Origin of the sequence: Acidaminococcus sp. (assembly GCA_022482815.1) — a bacterium.
Classification (GTDB): Bacteria; Bacillota; Negativicutes; order Acidaminococcales; family Acidaminococcaceae; genus Acidaminococcus.
In genome coordinates, this window is sequence record JAKVOM010000001.1 from 74937 (window position 1) to 92896 (window position 17960).

The 17960-nt window shown below is 50.9% G+C and carries 17 protein-coding genes; 1 reads left to right on the plus strand and 16 read right to left on the minus strand.

The window, feature by feature from the left end; all coding sequences use genetic code 11:
- Positions 1 to 1018: 1018 nt before the first annotated feature.
- The 15 genes from LKE33_00390 to LKE33_00460 form a co-directional block, all read right to left on the minus strand.
- Positions 1019 to 2332 carry an AMP-binding protein gene (locus LKE33_00390; protein ID MCH3949393.1) on the minus strand — a complete coding sequence of 438 codons (1314 nt, stop codon included), beginning with the start codon at positions 2330 to 2332 and terminating at the stop codon, positions 1019 to 1021.
- A gap of 108 nt (positions 2333 to 2440) precedes the next feature.
- Entirely contained in the window at positions 2441 to 3667 is a 1227-nt protein-coding gene (locus LKE33_00395; protein ID MCH3949394.1) for an acetyl-CoA C-acyltransferase, read from the minus strand.
- The gene (locus tag LKE33_00400; GenBank protein MCH3949395.1) at positions 3664 to 4098 is read right to left on the minus strand and encodes a biotin transporter BioY; all 435 of its coding nucleotides are present in this window, start codon (positions 4096 to 4098) and stop codon (positions 3664 to 3666) included. The genes LKE33_00395 and LKE33_00400 overlap by 4 nt, the downstream gene beginning before the upstream one ends.
- Positions 4070 to 4732, minus strand: a complete 663-nt coding sequence (locus LKE33_00405) for a hypothetical protein (protein MCH3949396.1) — start codon at positions 4730 to 4732, stop codon at positions 4070 to 4072. The genes LKE33_00400 and LKE33_00405 overlap by 29 nt, the downstream gene beginning before the upstream one ends.
- 102 nt (positions 4733 to 4834) lie before the next feature.
- Positions 4835 to 5557, minus strand: a complete 723-nt coding sequence (locus tag LKE33_00410; protein MCH3949397.1) for an RsiV family protein — start codon at positions 5555 to 5557, stop codon at positions 4835 to 4837.
- 25 nt (positions 5558 to 5582) lie between these two features.
- The gene (locus LKE33_00415) at positions 5583 to 6335 is read right to left on the minus strand and encodes an energy transducer TonB (GenBank protein ID MCH3949398.1); all 753 of its coding nucleotides are present in this window, start codon (positions 6333 to 6335) and stop codon (positions 5583 to 5585) included.
- 1 nt (position 6336) lies between these two features.
- Positions 6337 to 6747: a biopolymer transporter ExbD gene (locus tag LKE33_00420; GenBank protein ID MCH3949399.1), complete on the minus strand. Its 411-nt coding sequence runs from the start codon at positions 6745 to 6747 to the stop codon at positions 6337 to 6339.
- A complete protein-coding gene (locus tag LKE33_00425) occupies positions 6744 to 7370 on the minus strand; it encodes a MotA/TolQ/ExbB proton channel family protein (protein MCH3949400.1) in 627 nt (208 codons plus the stop codon). The genes LKE33_00420 and LKE33_00425 overlap by 4 nt, the downstream gene beginning before the upstream one ends.
- 51 nt (positions 7371 to 7421) lie before the next feature.
- Positions 7422 to 8228, minus strand: coding sequence for an ABC transporter ATP-binding protein (locus LKE33_00430; protein MCH3949401.1), 807 nt, complete (start codon positions 8226 to 8228; stop codon positions 7422 to 7424).
- Positions 8229 to 8230: 2 nt separating this feature from the next.
- On the minus strand, positions 8231 to 9193 hold the full coding sequence (locus LKE33_00435) for an ABC transporter substrate-binding protein (protein ID MCH3949402.1): 963 nt from the start codon (positions 9191 to 9193) through the stop codon (positions 8231 to 8233).
- A gap of 112 nt (positions 9194 to 9305) precedes the next feature.
- Complete coding sequence (locus tag LKE33_00440; GenBank protein ID MCH3949403.1) at positions 9306 to 11258, minus strand: TonB-dependent receptor; 1953 nt, start codon at positions 11256 to 11258, stop codon at positions 9306 to 9308.
- A 218-nt stretch (positions 11259 to 11476) separates the two neighbouring features.
- On the minus strand, positions 11477 to 12226 hold the full coding sequence (gene truA, locus LKE33_00445) for a tRNA pseudouridine(38-40) synthase TruA (protein MCH3949404.1): 750 nt from the start codon (positions 12224 to 12226) through the stop codon (positions 11477 to 11479).
- Positions 12223 to 13029: an energy-coupling factor transporter transmembrane protein EcfT gene (locus tag LKE33_00450; protein MCH3949405.1), complete on the minus strand. Its 807-nt coding sequence runs from the start codon at positions 13027 to 13029 to the stop codon at positions 12223 to 12225. The genes truA and LKE33_00450 overlap by 4 nt, the downstream gene beginning before the upstream one ends.
- Complete coding sequence (locus LKE33_00455) at positions 13023 to 13886, minus strand: energy-coupling factor transporter ATPase (GenBank protein MCH3949406.1); 864 nt, start codon at positions 13884 to 13886, stop codon at positions 13023 to 13025. Before LKE33_00455 ends, LKE33_00450 begins: the two co-directional genes overlap by 7 nt.
- The gene (locus LKE33_00460; GenBank protein MCH3949407.1) at positions 13871 to 14707 is read right to left on the minus strand and encodes an energy-coupling factor transporter ATPase; all 837 of its coding nucleotides are present in this window, start codon (positions 14705 to 14707) and stop codon (positions 13871 to 13873) included. The genes LKE33_00455 and LKE33_00460 overlap by 16 nt, the downstream gene beginning before the upstream one ends.
- Before the next feature lie 762 nt (positions 14708 to 15469).
- Between LKE33_00460 and LKE33_00465 the strand changes: the two genes are divergently transcribed.
- Entirely contained in the window at positions 15470 to 16585 is a 1116-nt protein-coding gene (locus tag LKE33_00465; protein MCH3949408.1) for an alpha/beta hydrolase, read from the plus strand.
- A gap of 52 nt (positions 16586 to 16637) precedes the next feature.
- Here the strand turns inward: LKE33_00465 and LKE33_00470 are convergent, their stop codons facing one another.
- On the minus strand, positions 16638 to 17855 hold the full coding sequence (locus LKE33_00470) for an ISL3 family transposase (GenBank protein MCH3949409.1): 1218 nt from the start codon (positions 17853 to 17855) through the stop codon (positions 16638 to 16640).
- Positions 17856 to 17960: the final 105 nt, after the last annotated feature.

Consider the following 17960-nt stretch of genomic DNA (forward strand, 5'->3'; position numbering starts at 1 on the left):
GCCGTTCTCTCGTTGTCGTCAAGGACTGGGCTTACGCCCGGTAAACCGGCGCCTTGTCTCCTAGAGAGAACGGCATATCTGCGTGAATCTGGAGATATTTCAATGAATCAGCGGCTCCCCTCGACGCGAAGTTTCTCAGAAGCAGCGACGAGGAGGAGCTGCGTGAGTTTCCTTTTCGGCCGAAGGCCGCACGAGTGGTCGCAACCCGGTCCGACAAAGTAGATGCGGCAGGGAGCCAATGATTCAATGAACGGCTTCAGATACATACGGGTTCAGCGTTCAGCCGAGTACCCAAATATGAAAGATACTTTTTCTCCAATCACATCCTCTCCGAAACGTACACCCCGATACCACACCTCTTTTTCTTTTGTTTCTGTTGGACTCTGCTGCAAGACAACTGCAGATACAAGGAAGGCGGACTTAGGGACCCGAGATAATACAAAAATAGTATATCGAGTGGTTCCTAAGTCCGCCTGACACAGTAGATGCAGCAGGGAGCCAATGATTCAATAAACGGTTTCAAATACATGCGGGTTCAGCGTTCAACCAGATACCAAATATGGAAGACACTTTTTTCTCCAATCACATCCTCTTCGAAACGTACACCCCCGATACCACACCTCTTTTTATCTTGTTTCTGTTGGACTCTGCTGCAAGACAGTCTCAGATACGCGAAAGGCGGGCGCGGGGCCCAGAAGATGTACACAAATAGTACCTCGATGGGTCACGCGCCCACCTGACAAAGTAGATGAGGCAGGGAGCCAATGATTCAATGAACGGCTTCAGATACATGCGGATGTGCCAGCTACGCAAGAAGACAATCCGGAGGGTTACCGGGTGTAACTCGAGGAATTGTCGACACAGCGTAACTGGCACAGACACATGTAGATGAAGTTGCGAATGAATCACTGGTTCCCTAATTCTGCGGAGGACAACGGAAACCTCCATAGAAAAAGCTCTGCCTCATGATGCGCGCGAGGCAAGCCGAGCGCCAGCATAAGGCAGGTGCCTTTAAATATCACCTTTTCTTTTTTAACAAATCCAACAAAGCTCTGGTATTTAGCTTCCCCACCCCATTCAGCGGGAACTCCTTCATCCTTACAAAGTATTTCGGCAGCTCTGACGGCAGAAGACTGCGGCGCAGGGCCGTCCGCAGCGCCGCATCCGAGGCATCCCGGTTCAGGATGACAAAGGCGGCCATGTCCTGTCCCCGCCTCTCATCGCGGATAGCAAGGACAATAGCATCGGAGACGATATCAAGCTGCAGGAGGGCTTCTTCCACCTTGGTGCAGCTGATGGTAAGTCCGCCTTTATTGATAATCTGTCCGCGCCTGCCTTCAAAAATCAGATATCCGTCTTCATCCCAGTAGCCCGTATCGCCCAGCGTACACGGCTGGGAAAGGCCCTTTACATGATAAGGCGTGTCGATATAGATCAGACCGTCCTTCACGGATACTTTCACACCTTTGCAGGGTTTGCCCACGCTCATCGGATGGGCAAGCAGTTCATCATAGGTAAGGCTTGTGATGTAGTCCAGCTCGCTGGCCCCGTAGTAAAGATAGATTTCACTGCGAGGGAAACAGTGCTTCAGTGCCTTTGTCGTTGCGGAATCAAGCAGCTGCGACCCTGCCATCACGGTTTTCACTTTAGGAAAAATGGCATTCACAGACCGCAGGAAAAGCTTTAATTTAACGGGTACGAGGTAGACAAAGTTGACGGCGTACTTTTCCATAGCTTTGGCCCAGCGGCGCGGATGCAGCCCTTCGGCCACGACCATAGTCGCTCCGGAATACAGAAGGCAGGCCCAGACATTGAGATTGCCCGTAAAGCTCATGCTGCCTTCCACAAAAGCGACCGTATTCCGGTCCGATTGAAAAAGCCGGTTCTGCTCCGGGAAAAAGTCGGCCCAGCTGGCATAGGTCCGGTACATGAGTTTTGGCATGCCTGTAGTGCCGGAGCTCAGCACGCCCATACAGACGTCCGTGAGATCCGTGTTTTCTTCGGCACCCGGACGCACTTTCCCCGTGTCAATCCAGCGGATATGACGGGCTTTGGCAAGGTTCTCCGCCATTTCATCCGTCATATCGGGGTGCCCGAGCACAGGAACAAGTCCTGCCCGTTCAGCTCCCAAAAATGCCGTAATCTGGTCGAGCGGACGCCGGCGGATAATGAGCAAAGTGCCTTGACGCACTTCAGCGTTTCTGAGGGTGTCCGCATAATGATCAGCCAGGTGATTTACTTCCCGATAGGTATAACATTTATCTTCTGTAATGAAGCACGGTTTGTCCGGAACCTCCCGAGCCCACCGTGCCGTAAGCTGCGCATAATCCAATGTAGATTCTCCCCTTAATCGTAAACGGCATCGTATGAGCGGTACCGCACCATTATCACATAACGACAGGCCTTCTGCTTTCACGTGCGGACGGCCATTTGCTGCCAGTCATTCTACATTCTTTAAAATCATTCCGCTGCCGGTGCCGCCGGCACCGGCGATGGCACACAATCCGTAATGACCGTGCTGCGCTTTCAGCGCCGCAATGGCGTGCAGCACCAGGACAGCACCGCTCGCCCCGTAGGGATGCCCGTAAGCAAGCGCTCCGCCAAGCGGCAGGTAGGCCTCCCGGCATTCCGGGTGCTGCCGCAGGAACAAGGCATCAATGACCGCAAAAGCTTCGTTATATTCAATCGTATCCATGTCCGCATAAGTAAAGCCGCTTCGCTTCATGAGGGCATCCCCGACCCGCAGCGCGCCCAAAGGACTAAAGCGCGGATCGCCCGCGGCATCGCAGACATGGGTAATCTCCGCCCAGGGCTTTTTCAAATACCCTTCGCGCCGCCAGCTTGCCAGGAGGCGCCCGGAAACGAGGATGACAAAAGCAGCTCCGTCATGGGTAAGGCAGGAAGTCGCTGCCGTAAGTTTCGGGGTTATTTCGCTGAGAGGCTCTTTGCCCTGCTCCCTGCGGAGCGGGTTGACCAGAGCCAGTGTCTCTTTTTGGTTAAAAAGTGCGGGCATACGGTGTGCCAGTGCCGGATTCATGCGGCGCCGGATGCCCTCATCCCGGGAGCTGCCGAAAAGACTCACCACATAGGGAGCGACCACGTCTGCCGACTGGGCAGCCTTCTGATGGCTCCGCACGGCCCACGCATCCATTTCTTCCCGGGACACGTCGTACCACTGGGACGTTCTTTCCGCACCCTCCAGCATCGCCCGCGGACTGTTTGTATCCGGAGAAAACTGGGCCACCATATAGCCTTTCTCGCTGTACCGCGGGTCCTGCGGCTGATAAATCCGCCGCGGCTGCATGGAAGTGGATTCCACACCGCCGCATAAAAGCAGGTCAGCCTGGCTGCTGCGAATTTTAGCCCAGCCGATGGCAATGGATTCCGCCGCCGAAGCGCACTGCATATCTACGGTAAAAGCCGGCACAGAAGCATCGACCCCGGCGGATAAAGCGGCGAGCCTGACGACATTGCCGCCGGGCCCAACCGCGTTGCCGCCGATGATTTCTTCAGGATTTCCGGCTTCCGGCCAGGTTTTAAAAATCGCCCGGAAAAGAGCTGCTGTGAGCTCTTCCGGACGAATATCTTTAAATACACCATGGGTCAGTCCCAGGTGGCTTCTCAGGCCGCCGAGGACGTAGACCTTATTATTTTCCTGATCGATCATTTTCCAATTCCATAACGATACAGACGGGAAGCCAGCATCGCTGCGACAACGACTTTCAGCACATCCCCGATGATGAACGGGAAGACAGCCGAGACCAGCGTAGCCCATACTCCGATGTGGTTCACGGCGTACATGCTGATGCAGCCGCAGATATAAATGATGGGCATGCCGATGCAGATACCGGTCGTCACCAGTTTCTTAAAATCGTGGGAGTCGCCGCGAAAAGCACTCATGGCAATGACAGCCACGAGGAACCCCGCATTGAAGCCACCCGTAGGTCCGATAATTTTAATAAGTCCGCTCGTGCCTCCGACAAAAACAGGCACACCGGCTACACCGAGCAGCAGGTAAATCAAGATCGTCATTCCTGCCTGCTTCGGTTTCATAATGAAAGCAACGAGATTAACCATTATGGTCAGTGCTGTCACCATGGCCGGGGTAAAAGGCAGCGGAAAAGAAATGTACGCCGACACTGCTAAAAGCGCGACACACACTGCAGTCATAGTCATGGTACGCACTGGGGAGACACTTTTGGAAGCTCCTTGAACAGTAGTTTGCGAAATGTCTGCGTGACTCATGGGCACGTTCCTCCTTGAGATAAACAGGCTCATCCGTGTGAACAGGAGCCTGGAATTTCACAGAAAGGAAATCCGGATCCCCGAGAGACTTTCCCAGTTCGGAAAACAGATACATCCCCTGCACGACCGGCTGCGACGTCAGGTGAATAGGATTCATATCACCCGTGCGGTAAGCAAAGCCGATGACTTCATCCCTGGTAAAAGAGCGCCATAAATTTCCCTGGTTCCCTTCATGTCTTGCTGCGGGAGAAGTGTGCTTTGGAAAAGCAGCTAAAAAGATCCAGGCTTCGAGCACGCCGATCATTTCTCCGTTGTCGACAGCCTGCACCTGCAGACACTCCACATTCGTACCATGTTTCACAGTACGAATGGTCCAGACCGTATCCGCTGTTTCTTCCTTCCAGCGAGCATACGTCAGTCTTCCTATGTAGCTGTTGTCGTACCGGCTTCCCTGATAAGCGGAAAGACCCCGTACATAATCCATCATTCGATTCCTGCCCATATAGTCTACCCGATTTTCCCTTTCTGTTCAACTGTTTCGTCAAGTCGGTTAACGTATTTTAATTATCCAACATTTTTCCTGTTCTGCTCAGTCCATCGGCAGTTCGATAATGCCGACATCATAAGGCGCAATCTCATACTGCTGGAAAAGGAAACGTATCTTTCCCTTACTGTCGAGATAATAGTTTTCCGGCAGTTTTTTGAGGCCCTTGAATTCAGGATAGAAGCACTCCTCACGCCCATAAGGAGTAGCCCAGAGTGCCTTGTTGATTTCTTTCAGTGTGTAGGGCTTTCTCCCGCGTCTCTTGAGTACTTCCTGCCAGGTCACAGGGCGGCCGGTTTTGCGGTCAAAAGTCACGCCCCGTTCCCAGCTCGTAGGATGAGCGGCCATGTCGTAATAGTCCGTCCCGTAACTGCGGAAACAGATAAAATCATCCCCGACATACCCTACCAGATAATCAACGATGGAAGTCAGCATCTCTCCCAAACCATCGCGGTAAGGCTTGTTGGCCTTCAGATAGGCCGTGTGCGACTGGGCCGCCTTGGTCCGGAAATAATGATTGATCCGCGCTTCCGCCACTTCAGACCCTTCGATATGAATGGACGGATAATGCAGCTGCAGCGCTAAGTCTGAAATCTGCCTCTCGTAGACATTCACTCCCTTATCCTGGTAAACGACCTGCCAGGGTTTCTTGTCAAAATAGGACAAATCTGCTTCATCCGCGCTCGCTTTCGGCATTGGGAAAGCAGACAAAAGAAGCACGCCAAAAACACAACACCCCAAAATACGATGAATTTTCTTACCCCACATCATCATCCACTCCCTTTAGGAGATTTCAATCCTCTAAATTATATACGACACGAACCCTTTTTTCTCCTTCTACCGGTTCGCCGGCCCGGTTCAGTGCCGGGCGAAAACGCCATCTGTAAGCTGACTGCAGGGCGGCCTGATCAAGACGTTCGTAGCCGCTGCCGCTGACAATCCAGGCTTCCGTCACCGACCCGTCAGCGCCGACAGTGACTCCGACGACGACACTTCCCGCTTCCCCGGCCTGCCGCGAGGCAGAAGGATAATTCTTGCTGTAGGAAATAAGGCTTGCCGACCGGCTGCGGTCCGTTTCCGGTTCCTCACCGCCTCCGCCGCTGCCCTGACCACTGCCGCTCCCATTACCGCCTTCCCCGGCGCCCGTTCCTGTTCCCGAATCCGAAGCGCCTCCGGTGCCGGACCCCTGCATCTTATTAGAATCCGCACTGCCCGAAGCAGTATCAGGAGCTTCAGCGTCCTGCTGCGCATTCTCTGCAGTCGTTTCAGGGCGTTCCAATTCCTTGAATAGAGAAGATAAATCGGCTTCTGCCGCACTTTCCTGTTCCTGCACCGGTGATGCTCCATTTGAGACATCTGATGCAGTGCCGGACTGCATATCCCCGCGCATCCCGATTGAAGAAGAGTCTCCTTCATATAATGAAACGGGAATGATCTGCTCAGGTTTACCGACTAACTGATTTTTCGCGGTAAGCCCGACAGCCGACAGCAGGAGGATATGAATCAGCAGCGAACCTGCCACAGAACGATTCCAATGCTGCTTCATATCACGCCTCCGGACGCACAGCCAGCGAAAACTGCAGAAGGCCCGACTTTTTGAGGATTTCCATGACGCCGACCACTCTGCCATAGCTGACACTGTGATCAGCCCGGATAATCACCGGCACATTCTGATCTCTGCCGGCTTCATTCCTTGCTTTGGCGGCAAGTTCCTCCGGCGTTACTTTATCACTTTGCCAGTAAATTTCTCCGTCTGCCTTAATTGCCACATCGACAGCCTGATCCCTGACAATAGCTGCGCTGCCCTGCGGAACATCCACAGGCACGCTGTAGCTCTGCGTCATGTACATCATGCTGACGATAAAGACAACGAGCAGCAGAAAAATCAAATCGACCATGGGACCAATCTGGATTACGGGATCCGATTTCTTCCCTTGCTGCAGATGGAGATGGATCATGAACGCGGCTCCTTCTTACGGGCAATCGCTTCTGAAAACGTGTTGGTCAAAAGCTCCAGCTCGAGCGTAATCAGATGCATACGCTGAGAAAAATAAGCGTAGAAACAAATCGTCACGATGGCGATGGACAGTCCGAATACCGTCGTAATCAGAGCTTCGCTGACGCCGCTTGTCACAGCCAGCGGGTTTTCCCACCGGTCACCCAGGGCGGCAAATGAAGACATCATTCCGGTAATGGTTCCTAATAGTCCCAGGAGCGGAGAAAGTGTCACCACGACCTTCAGATACGGCAGTCCATGACCAAAGCGGCTCAAAATGGCCGTGCTTTCCCCTACTACAAAAGCTTCCTGCATCTGGAGATATTCCGGTGCTTCCAGAAGTCGCACAGCAAGGGCTGCCTGCCCGCCCTTTGTAGCAAGGGCCAGGTTCTTCGCCTCTTCCCAGTGATCTTTGCGCAGGGCACGGCAGAAATTCTCCGTAAAGGCTTTTTCCGTATCCGCTCTGTGAAAGAAGGCGATACGGTTCAAAATGACCGCAACGGAAATAATTGAACAAAAAAGCAGCGGCCACATGACAGGCCCGCCTTTTGAAAAATATTCCATACCCAGATAAATCGCTTTCATTTCTTTATCTCCCTCCGGCGAAAATTGCTTGCACCGTCTGTTTCCATTAACTTATAAGATACGCTCCACCCTCGATTCAAGGGCTTCCTCCTGCTGTTCCTCAGCAAGACGAACCAGGGATATCGAGTCGCCGTTTCTGCGCACATGACAGGGCATTCCATAAGCCTCACTGACGGCCTCATCCTGAAGCACTTCTTCCCAGGTTCCGTCCCGAATAATCCGGCCACCGCCGACAAGGATCAGGCGGCTGCAGAACCTTACGGCCTGCGTTAAATCGTGGAGCGCCGTCACCACACTTTTGCCGTGATGGGACAGGCTCTGCAAAATCCGAAAAACATCATTTTCCTGGATCGGGTCCAGCGACGCTGTCGGCTCATCCAAAAGGTACAACTCGCCTTGCTGCATCAAGGTTCGCGCCAGCATCACGCGCTGCTTCTGACCGCCGGACAGAACAGTCACAGGCTGCTCGGCAAACTGCTCCATCCCTACGAGGGCAAGGCACTGCCGGGCCCGTGCTTCATCTTCTCCGCCCCGGCGCCACCATGACAGGTGCGCGTATTGTCCCAGGAGAACCACATCCAGGGCCCGATACGCAAAAGGCACCGGGCAGTTCTGCGGAAGATAGGCAATGTGCCGCGCCAATTCCTTCCGTTTCCACGAACCCATTGAAAGTTCTTTAAAGGACACATCGCCCTTGAGAGGCGGCAAAAGGCCGGCCATAGTTCGGAGCAGTGTGCTTTTCCCGCCGCCGTTCGGTCCGATGAGACCGATACATTCTCCCGGCTCTATGGTGAGCGTAACGCCGCGAAGTACGCGGGATTTATCGTACCCTAGCACGGCATTTTTAAGATGCAGCATGATCAATATCCTTTCAGGAGTTCTTCCGGTTCCGGCGGAAAAAGCATTTTATCATAAGCAGCGTTGGCCATTGCCTTGATGCCATAAATCAGATGCGGTGAAGCATCGTACACATAACGGTCGGGCAGGGCAACAAACCTCACGTACCCCTGCAGTTCGGCATAGGCAGGATCCTGCAGAAACTGGTTCTTTAACGCGTCATACGCTTCCTTATCTTCGGCAGAAGGTTGGGAAAGCAGGATAAAATCAGGATGGGAAGCAAGGACTGCTTCCTTCGAAAATTCCATGCCATTTTTCAGGCCGCCCGCAGACAGGCCATTCACCCATCCGCCGCGGGCCGCCAGTTCATCATAAAGAGAACCGGCCCCACCGTAGCGGCTCATCAGTGACAGCAAGATGCCTACCGGTTTATGGCCCTGCTGTCTGCCTACAACGGTTTCAATCTGGTCAAGCTCATTTTCCATCGTCCGGATCACTTTGCGGCCGACAGCTTCCTGGTGAAGGACCTGTCCCATAAGCCGCACATTATCTTCTACTTCCGCTACCGTCACAGGTCCGTGGCAGACAAAGACGGGAATTCCCATTTCCTCCAGTTTCTCGACGAGAGAAGGATCGGACCACGTCGAAGCAAAGAATACGTCGGGATGGCATGCAGCCACACTTTCCGGCGTAAACTGCCGCATCTTGGGCAGCTTTTTCGTTTCATTGGCAATAAAAGAGATGGTCGGTTCCCCGTCAAGGTAATAAGCGCCGGCAAAACGGCTTGCCGGTACGAGGGTCATGGCTGTTTCATCCAGGTGGAGCGAATCGGTCAGGATTTTTTTCGGTTCTGCCGAAAAAGCAACGGCTTTGCCACGGGCATCAGTCACCGTGTAGGCGCTTTTACCCGTCAGCCTGCCGCAGCCACAGAGAAGCAGGCACAGAAAGATAACCAGTCCGAAAAAAAGCTGCTCTTTTCTTTTCATGCCTGCCCCTCCCTTATCTTCTGATTGTTCCCGTAAAAAATAGAGGAATCACCGCCTGCGATTCCTCTATTATAGCATGGTTATTGACGGTTGAAAGTACCTGTTTTCCGCCTTAGAACTTGTATTCTGCTCCGACTACAAAACGTCTGCCGGGCATCGGATAATTGTCCTGCCCATCAACAACTCCGCTGTACTCAGCGTAAGCTGCGTTGTTCAAGTTGTAGCAATTGATAAAGCCGGTCCAATTATGAGTAAAGTTATACCGGGCAGTCAAATCCATGGTGAAGTAATGATTTTCCCCAAAGTAGGATTCCGACAATCCGGAAGCACCGCGCCCGGTCAGGGACACGCTGAGTTTCGGATCATGATATCTGATTCCTGCCTGGAAGTAGTTCGGTGCATAATGGTCATCACGGACGTATCCGGATCCGTTATTTGTATCATTATCCACTTTCACATACGTGTAAGCAGCATTGACATCCCAGTTATCATTCAAATGATGAACCAAGGATAAGGACATACCGCGCTTTTTCTGTTTATCGATGTTCACGGCATGATAGCTCCAGTCAGGATAGGAAACCCAGTTGATTGCATCCCTCAGCTGGCTGTAAAACGCGGTAATGCTGCCTTCCGTTTTGGGCGTCAGCTTGAAATTATAGCCCAGGTTATATACATTGCCTTTTTCCGGCTTCAGGTCTTCGTTGCCGAACATCATATAGTCGCCCTGATACCAGAACAAATCGTCAGTCGTAGGTGCTCTGAAGACCGAGTTCCAGGACAAGTAAGCGTTGCTGTCCTGACTGAACTTTTTATTGAAAGCAATGCTGCCGGTAGTCCGGCTTCCTGCCTTGCTGTGATTATCATAGCGGACGCCGGTGTTGACCTGCCAGGTCGGAGCAAATTTCCATTGATCCTGCAGGAATACAGCCTTGTTATTATACCCCTTCGTGCCTTCGTATACACCCGTGTGGTCTACCTTCACATTTCGATACTCAGCCCCGGCCACCAGAGTATTATTGTCAGACAGGGCAAAATTCTGCTGTCCTTCGACAGCCCAGTTGCGTTCGGACATTTCGCCGTCATTATAAGCATTGGTACCAAAATTCCGATATCCTAAATAATTCCGGTATACCTGGAGATATCCGCTGTTTTCAGCATTGCGATTCCAGTCGTAGCGTACACCGAAATTATTCGTCTTTTTGGCAGTATGGCGCTGATCCGTATTGGGCTGATAAGAATATGTATAATAATCAAACCCGTATAACCCGGCAAGGAAGTTTCCTTCCAGATTAGAATAATCATAGTTAATAGTCAGACCGTCATCCTTGGTGAAATCCTGCGTCAATTTCAGGGAAATTGCATCCTGCGTGTAATCCGACTGACCATCCCATTGTTTCGTATTGCCATCCGTATCCTTATATTTCAGATGAGAGGCTTTATTACGGCTGGCGCCCACTTGAAGGCCTGTCTTGTTGACTTTCCCGCCAAAAGATACACTTAAATCCTGCGTACCCCAGGAGCCGTATCCGACATGGACTGTGCCGGTAGTTTCTTCTGGAGTCTTCGTGATGATGTTCACCACTCCTCCAACAGCATCTGCACCGTACAGTGTAGAAGCACCGCCCTTGACGACTTCAATCCGGTCAATCATGCTGACCGGAGGCAGCGTGTTGGCATCAATGGTAGCTTTCCCCCTTGATACACCGACGCTGTTATTGAATCTGCGGCCATCTACCATTACAAGAACGCGGTCATCCCCATTCAGCATAATCATGCGTTCAAAGGCAGGGCCGCTGGCATTCAGCACTCTTGCACCCGGCACATCTTCGATGGCATCGGTGACTGTCCTGTACCCTCTTTCCGCAATCTGATCACTCGTGATTACGGTTACGTCGGCCGGCGTATCTACCTTCTTGTTAGGAATACGATTCGCCGTAATGACAATCTCTTCTGTTTCTGCATCATTACTTGTCTCAGCCTCAGCTCCCCAGGCTGTGGCTGTGCTCCCCATTACCAGTAAGCTCAATACCCCTGCCGTCAATGCCTTCTTCCCATGATAGTACATAAACATCCTCCTCTGAAACAACTTCTATTGTGAAAACACTAGTTATTGTAGTACATCTCATAGCAAAATACAATATGTAGTAGATAAATTTTACAAAGCATACTACAGGTAGTTTTTTCTTTCAGTGACAGATTAGATAAGGAGGCTTCTGTAATAAAAAAATTCTGGTCGGCACCGCCTTCCCCCATAAAAGGAAAAGCAGATTTGACCAGAACTTTTTATTTGTAGGATACGTGCATCAAAAACAGCCCGCACGCGGGGGCGGCCATCCCGGCCTTTTTCCTGTCGTGCGCCGCCATGACCGCCGCAAAATCGTCTTTTGTCCATTTGCCAGTTCCTACTTTGACAAGACAACCGACAATATTGCGCACCATGCGGTACAAGAAGCCATCGCCCCGGATGGTAAAGAAATAGCGATTTCCTTCCTGCGTCCAATGCGCCTCGTACATCGTCCGTACAGGAGATGTTTCCTGGCTGCCATGATTCTGGAACGACGAAAAATCGTGGGTTCCCACGAGCAGCGCTGCTGCCTCGTTCATCGCGTCGAGAGATATTTTCTCCCGAACCAGCCAGGCAAAACGCTGCGCACAGGGATCCGGAAGCGGTGAATAATCCACTTCGTAACGGTAGGTCTTATCCACGGCATCAAAACGCGCATGAAATTCATCCGGCACGACCTCTGCCTCCCGCAGGGCTATATCCTTCGGAAGCAGGTGAGCTACGGCACGGCGGTAGTTTTCCGGCGGGATAGGAGACGATGTTTCAAAGGAAATCACCTGTCCCAGCGCGTGCACACCGGCATCCGTACGGCCGGCAGCCTTGATCAGAATCGGCTCATGAAGTGCCGTACTCAGCGCTTTTTCCAGAATCTGCTGGATGCCGACGCCATACCGGGTCTGGCGCTGGAATCCCTGATAATCCGTGCCATCGTAAGCAACGATGGCCTTAATCATATGACGCTCACTCATGCTGCCATACCCCAGCGCATGAAAGCGAGCACCGCAAAAAGCAGTACCATGATCACAGCCGTGATACCGTCCGGTTTCCCATAGGAAAGTTCATGCATCCGCGTCCGCCCTTCACCGCCATGATAGCAGCGAGCTTCCATGGCAAGCGCCAGTTCATCAGCACGGCGGAACGAGGAAATGAAAAGCGGAATCAAGATCGGCAGCAGGCTTTTCGCCCGTTTGACCATGTTTCCCGAAGAAAAATCAGCACCGCGCGACATCTGGGCTTTCATGATTCTGTCGGTTTCTTCGAGGAGCGTCGGAATAAAGCGCAGGGCAATCGTCATCATCATGGCCAGTTCATGCGCCGGTACCCCGATTCTTTTGAAGGGGCGCAGGAGACTTTCGATACCGTCCGTCAGCACAATCGGAGACGTGGTGAAAGTCATGAGCGAAGAAATAAGGAGAAGAAGTACCAGGCGGACAGACATCTTGACGCCCATGATAATACCTTCTTCTGTGATATTAAGGAACTGCCAGTGCCAGATGACCTTGCCCGGATCCATGAAGAAATGGACCACCATGGTCAGGATGATGATAAACCACAGGGGTTTGATGGATTTCAGCAGCAGTCCTGCCGGCAGTCTTGCAATCATGGCCGAAATGGCAATGAACGCAATAAGGATACCATAGGACAGCGGGCTGTTCGCCACGAAGACCATGACCATGAAAAAGAGTACCGCCAGGATCTTGGTCCGGGGATCAAGCCGGTGGATTACGGAATTGCCGGGATAGTATTGACCTAACGTAATATCTGTCAGCATCTCTTCCACCCCTTTGCTTTCCGAATGGCTTCAATCAATTCTTCTTTGGTCAGCGGCGTTCCTTTGATAGGGAGTCCAGCCTGCTTTAATTCTTCTGCGAGTTTGACGCTCTCAGGAATATCCATGCTGAGCTTCCGCAGCGTTTTTTTATCATTGGTAAAGATATCCCGTGCGGGCCCGTCCAGGTGCAGCTTGGCATCACTCATCACGAGCAGCCGGTCGGCATAACGCGCTGCCTCTTCCATGGAATGCGTAATCAGGATGACTGCCATCTTACGCTTCTTGAAGATTTCCGTGACCTGTCCGAAAATGCTGTCCCGGCTGATCGGGTCAAGACCGGCACTCGGTTCATCCATGATAAGGTAATCCGGTTCCATGGCGACGACACCGGCAATAGCGACGCGGCGCATCTGCCCGCCTGACAGCTGGAAAGGAGACCGTGCGGCGAATTCGTCAAAATCGAGATTGACGAATTCCATGGCAGCCCGGACGGCTGCGTCCACTTCTTCCGGCGTCTTTCCCTGGTTGCGGGGACCGAATGCGATATCTTCATAAATTGATTCAGCAAAGAGCTGGTGTTCCGGGTACTGGAAAACCATTCCCACTTTGCCGCGGGCTTTTTTAGCCTCCGCTGTTTTACCCTTAAGGTCCACGCCATCCACCCGGACAGAACCCGTATCCGGATGGAGCAGCCCGTTCAGATGCTCGGCAAGCGTTGATTTGCCGCTCCCGGTATGGCCGATCAGTGCCACAAATTCACCTTTGTTGATGGTGAACGATACGTCGTCCAGCGCTTTATGCTCCAGACTCGTATGGGCCATATAGGTATAAGAAATATGATCTACTTCGATGGACATAATGCGTCACACAACTCCTCATGTGTCAGGATAGAAGGCAGGTCATGCCCTTCTTCTTTCAGCGCGTAGGCTACTTCGGCCGCCAGCGGGCTTTCCAGACCCAGCTCGCGGATACGTCCTACCTGCGTGAAAACTTCCTTCGGGGTTCCTTCCATGACAATATGACCGTGATTCATAGCAATGATCCGGTCGGCCAGAATCGCTTCTTCCATTTTGTGCGTAATATAAACAATCGTAATATGCTTTTCCTTATTGAGCGCCAGCACCGTGCGGATGATGTCCTTGCGGCCTTTCGGGTCGAGCATAGCCGTCGGTTCATCAAAGACAATGCATTTGGGCTCCAGGGCCACTACCCCGGCGATGGCAATCCGCTGTTTCTGACCGCCGGAAAGACGGTGCGGTGCATGTTTGGCATAAGCCGACATTCCGACGAGCTCCAGGGCTTTTTCCACGCGCGGGCGGATTTCCGGTCCGGGCACGCCGATATTCTCGAGGCCAAAGGCCACATCTTCCTCGACGACGGCCGCTACAATCTGGTTATCGGGATTCTGAAAAACCATGCCGACGGTCTGCCGAACAGGCCACAGATTTTCTTCTACCGATGTATCGAGCCCGCCTACAAGACAGGTTCCCGATGTCGGTGTCAAAAGGGCATTGAAGTGCCGGGCCAGGGTCGATTTGCCGCTGCCGTTCGTGCCGATAATCGCCACGAACTCACCAGGCTGTATGGACAGGTTGATATCATCAAGCGCTGTCATTTCTTGATTTTGCGCATCTACGTACGTATGCGTCAAATGTTTCGTTTCTATGATAGGCTCCATAATTTCCTCCGTGAACTTTTATTATATATTGGTTTACCTTTGACCGTCAACGTAGGGCTTTTTGTAAAAGAACCTTAGTGCAAATAAAAGGCACCTGGGCAAATCGGGCCCTCGACAGGTCTCGGACGCCGCTTCACCCAGAGTTCTTTCTAAGGAAACTTTTTTCGCACTGCGCGAAATACGGGCGCATCTGCTTTGTCAGACCGAATTGTGACCACTCGACGTACCTGTTTTCGTACGACTTCGTGCCCCCAATTCGGTCTTTCGCGCATCTGCACCCATCTTTCGTACAGCGCAAAAAAAGAAAAATAAAAAAAGGTGTAAAGATGGGGTGAAAGTGTGGATTAATAAAGTTGGATAAAGAATACTGACCTCAAAGCTGGTTTACGGCAAGGTTCATCAAAATAATATGCTTTGCTGCGAGAAAGATAGAACAAGCTATTAATGAAAGATTTTTAAAAATTAACCCTACAAAAAAGGTTCATAAAGAACGGCACCCGAGGTGGTGCCCCCCTTCATGAACCTTGTTCACTCTCAGCTGTATGATTTTGTCTTACACTCGTTTCAGTCTACTCCCTATGCGCCCCATTGTCAAATCAGGACCAATGCCTATCCGCATCATATGATCAGGCATTAGCCAGCGGCTCTTATTCCATGCTTTCAAAGCATAGTTCAAAATATACAGGAAGTATTGGTTTTTTCTCTCAGTTTTCTTTATGATAAAGGTAAAGCAAAGGATTAGGAAAAATAAAGGAGGCAATAATGATGAAGAAAAATAAATTTCGTATTTTTGTTTTGACATCTCTTATGGCGAGCCTGATGATGGCTGTTGGAGGCGGCTCTGCTGCAGCGGCTAAACCCGGCCCCTCCAAGGCACCGGCTGAAACTATAAAAGCAGCTTCCCTTTCTAATAAGTGGGATAAGACTTTTCCGGAAGATCAGCGCGTGAATCACAAGAAAATTACGTTCCATAACCGTTTCGGTATTACCCTCGTCGGTGACCTTTATACTCCCAAAAATGCATCCGAAGGCGAAAAATTCGCGGCCATCGCGATTGCCGGCCCCTACGGCGGCGTTAAGGAACAGGTGTCCGGACGGTATGCTCAGGAACTCGCGGCACGCGGATTCATGACACTGGCATTCGATCCTTCCTTTACCGGTGAAAGTGCCGGCGAGCCGCGCAACACAACCTCTCCGGAAATCAATACGGAAGATTTTTCGGCGGCCGTGGATTATCTGTCTACGCGCAGCGATGTAGATCCTAACAAGGTCGGTATCCTCGGCATCTGCGGCTGGGGCGGTTTTGCGCTCAATGCGGCAGCTAACGATACCAGAATCAAGGCTACGGTTACGTCCACGATGTACGATATGAGCCGCAATATTGCCAACGGTTATTTTGATTATGAAAAAGACGAAGCTACCCTGAAGAAGGAACGTATGGCTTTGCGTAAAGCCGTCAGCGAGCAGCGTACCGAAGATTATCGCACCGGTACCTACAAGATGACAGGCGGTGTTCCCACTGAAGTCACAAAAGATACGCCCGCTTTCGTCAAAGACTATCATGATTTTTACCAGACAAAATTAGGGTACAACCCACGGTCTTTCGGTTCCACAACGGGTGCTACCTTAAGTTCCCTGCAGGCATTCATAAATATGCCGCTCCTTTCCCGGGCCGATGAAATCGAGACACCGGTTCTGATGATTCACGGAGAAAAAGCCCACTCCCGCTATTACAGCGAAGATGCCTTCAAAAAACTTAAGGGTAATAACAAAGAACTGATGATCATCCCCGGCGCCGTCCATACGGATCTCTATTACAAGATGGATGTCATCCCCTTCGACAAAATTGAAAAGTTCTACCGTGATAATTTGAAATAACAAAAATAGGTTCTTTGTCAAATGTTGGGGTGCCCCACAACTAAATCGCCTTTTAGGAACTCGGCAAGGCATTTGCCGAGTTCCTTTTTTGCCAATTCACATAGAGAATCCGGTTCCTAAATCTGTTGAAATCACGCATTCCAAATGCAACTCTCTTAACCGTCTTAATCAGGTTGTTACAGCCTTCTGTGAATCCATTGGAGTATGGCTGGATAATTGCTTGAATAATTGCAGCCTCCCAATCTTTAAAAGATCTTAAAATCCCTTTAAAAGCATCTAAGTTGTAGCCCATTACCATAGCTAACCATTTGTTTAGCTCCCGCTTCGCAGCCAATTCAGTCTTCTGCCTCAATACTTTGTGAAATGCTTCTTTGAGTATATATGCACGCCTCAGTTCATCAGATTGAGAGAGGATGCAGCGCAGCTTTACCAGCTCTTCTCCACTTAGTGTTGTTCCCCTCTTTTGGAGAATCCTCTTATTATGTTTCAAATAAGGTGAGGTCTTTGGAAACGTATTTTGAATGTCTTTCCTTACTCTTTCCATAGCCCAGAGAACAAGTCGCTGTACATGGAATCTATCGGCTATCAGTGTGGCATTCGGGAACATTGTTTTATAGACAGAACGAAAAAGGGCAGACATGTCCATTACAACATAGCGAACCCTTCTTCGCTCCGCTTTAGGATAGCGAAGAAAATAACGTATAATCCAGTCTGCATCACGTCTTGGCAGAATGTCGATGAGCTCATTGTGTTCTACGTCTGTAATGCTGACCTGATACTTTTGTCCATGAGCATTGCCCCGGAATTCATCCATGGCCAGGACTTGGGGAAGGTGTTGGGGATGAGGGAAATGAAGGCGGTCAAAGTAACGTATGACCGTTGTAGTAGATGTGTGGAAGTCAGCCGCTATATCTGTGAAGCTGCGCTTTTGAAAACACGACACCATAATCTGCATCTGCAGATCTTTTGATTTGCGTTGATAACGCTGCAGGAACGGGACGGTTTCAAAGAATGTACGACCGCAGCAAGGGCAAACGTATCTTCTTTTATGTAATCGGACAAAAGCCTGTTGGTGCAAAATGGATCCGATAGCAATCCTTTGCCAACGGTAATCCTTGATTCTATCGGTCTTCGCATGACAATTAGGGCATTGGACAACAGCTCGATTCAGTTCCATAATAAATTCAATTTGTTGCTCACTGTGGATGCATTTTTTTATTACGTTACCTTTGACATTCAAGGAATTTGCTATATAATCAAATGTGGACATAGGCCATCTTCCTTTCATTTAGGTTTGGCGATTTAATTGTAAGAGTGGATGCCGTCTATGTCCACTTTTTTATGCAAAAATGGGGTGAGGAAAGAATATTTCCTC

Excerpts from the sequence above, each read along its gene's own strand:
- LKE33_00395 (MCH3949394.1), bottom strand. The coding sequence starts at position 3,667 with ATGATCGATCAGGAAAATAATAAGGTCTACGTCCTCGGCGGCCTGAGA.
- LKE33_00400 (MCH3949395.1), bottom strand. The coding sequence starts at position 4,098 with ATGGTGACAGCACTGACCATAATGGTTAATCTCGTTGCTTTCATTATG.
- LKE33_00405 (MCH3949396.1), bottom strand. The coding sequence starts at position 4,732 with ATGATGGATTATGTACGGGGTCTTTCCGCTTATCAGGGAAGCCGGTAC.
- LKE33_00410 (MCH3949397.1), bottom strand. The coding sequence starts at position 5,557 with ATGTGGGGTAAGAAAATTCATCGTATTTTGGGGTGTTGTGTTTTTGGC.
- LKE33_00415 (MCH3949398.1), bottom strand. The coding sequence starts at position 6,335 with ATGAAGCAGCATTGGAATCGTTCTGTGGCAGGTTCGCTGCTGATTCAT.
- LKE33_00420 (MCH3949399.1), bottom strand. The coding sequence starts at position 6,747 with ATGATCCATCTCCATCTGCAGCAAGGGAAGAAATCGGATCCCGTAATC.
- LKE33_00425 (MCH3949400.1), bottom strand. The coding sequence starts at position 7,370 with ATGAAAGCGATTTATCTGGGTATGGAATATTTTTCAAAAGGCGGGCCT.
- LKE33_00430 (MCH3949401.1), bottom strand. The coding sequence starts at position 8,228 with ATGCTGCATCTTAAAAATGCCGTGCTAGGGTACGATAAATCCCGCGTA.
- LKE33_00435 (MCH3949402.1), bottom strand. The coding sequence starts at position 9,193 with ATGAAAAGAAAAGAGCAGCTTTTTTTCGGACTGGTTATCTTTCTGTGC.
- LKE33_00440 (MCH3949403.1), bottom strand. The coding sequence starts at position 11,258 with ATGTACTATCATGGGAAGAAGGCATTGACGGCAGGGGTATTGAGCTTA.
- truA (MCH3949404.1), bottom strand. The coding sequence starts at position 12,226 with ATGAGTGAGCGTCATATGATTAAGGCCATCGTTGCTTACGATGGCACG.
- LKE33_00450 (MCH3949405.1), bottom strand. The coding sequence starts at position 13,029 with ATGCTGACAGATATTACGTTAGGTCAATACTATCCCGGCAATTCCGTA.
- LKE33_00455 (MCH3949406.1), bottom strand. The coding sequence starts at position 13,886 with ATGTCCATCGAAGTAGATCATATTTCTTATACCTATATGGCCCATACG.
- LKE33_00460 (MCH3949407.1), bottom strand. The coding sequence starts at position 14,707 with ATGGAGCCTATCATAGAAACGAAACATTTGACGCATACGTACGTAGAT.
- LKE33_00465 (MCH3949408.1), top strand. The coding sequence starts at position 15,470 with ATGATGAAGAAAAATAAATTTCGTATTTTTGTTTTGACATCTCTTATG.
- LKE33_00470 (MCH3949409.1), bottom strand. The coding sequence starts at position 17,855 with ATGTCCACATTTGATTATATAGCAAATTCCTTGAATGTCAAAGGTAAC.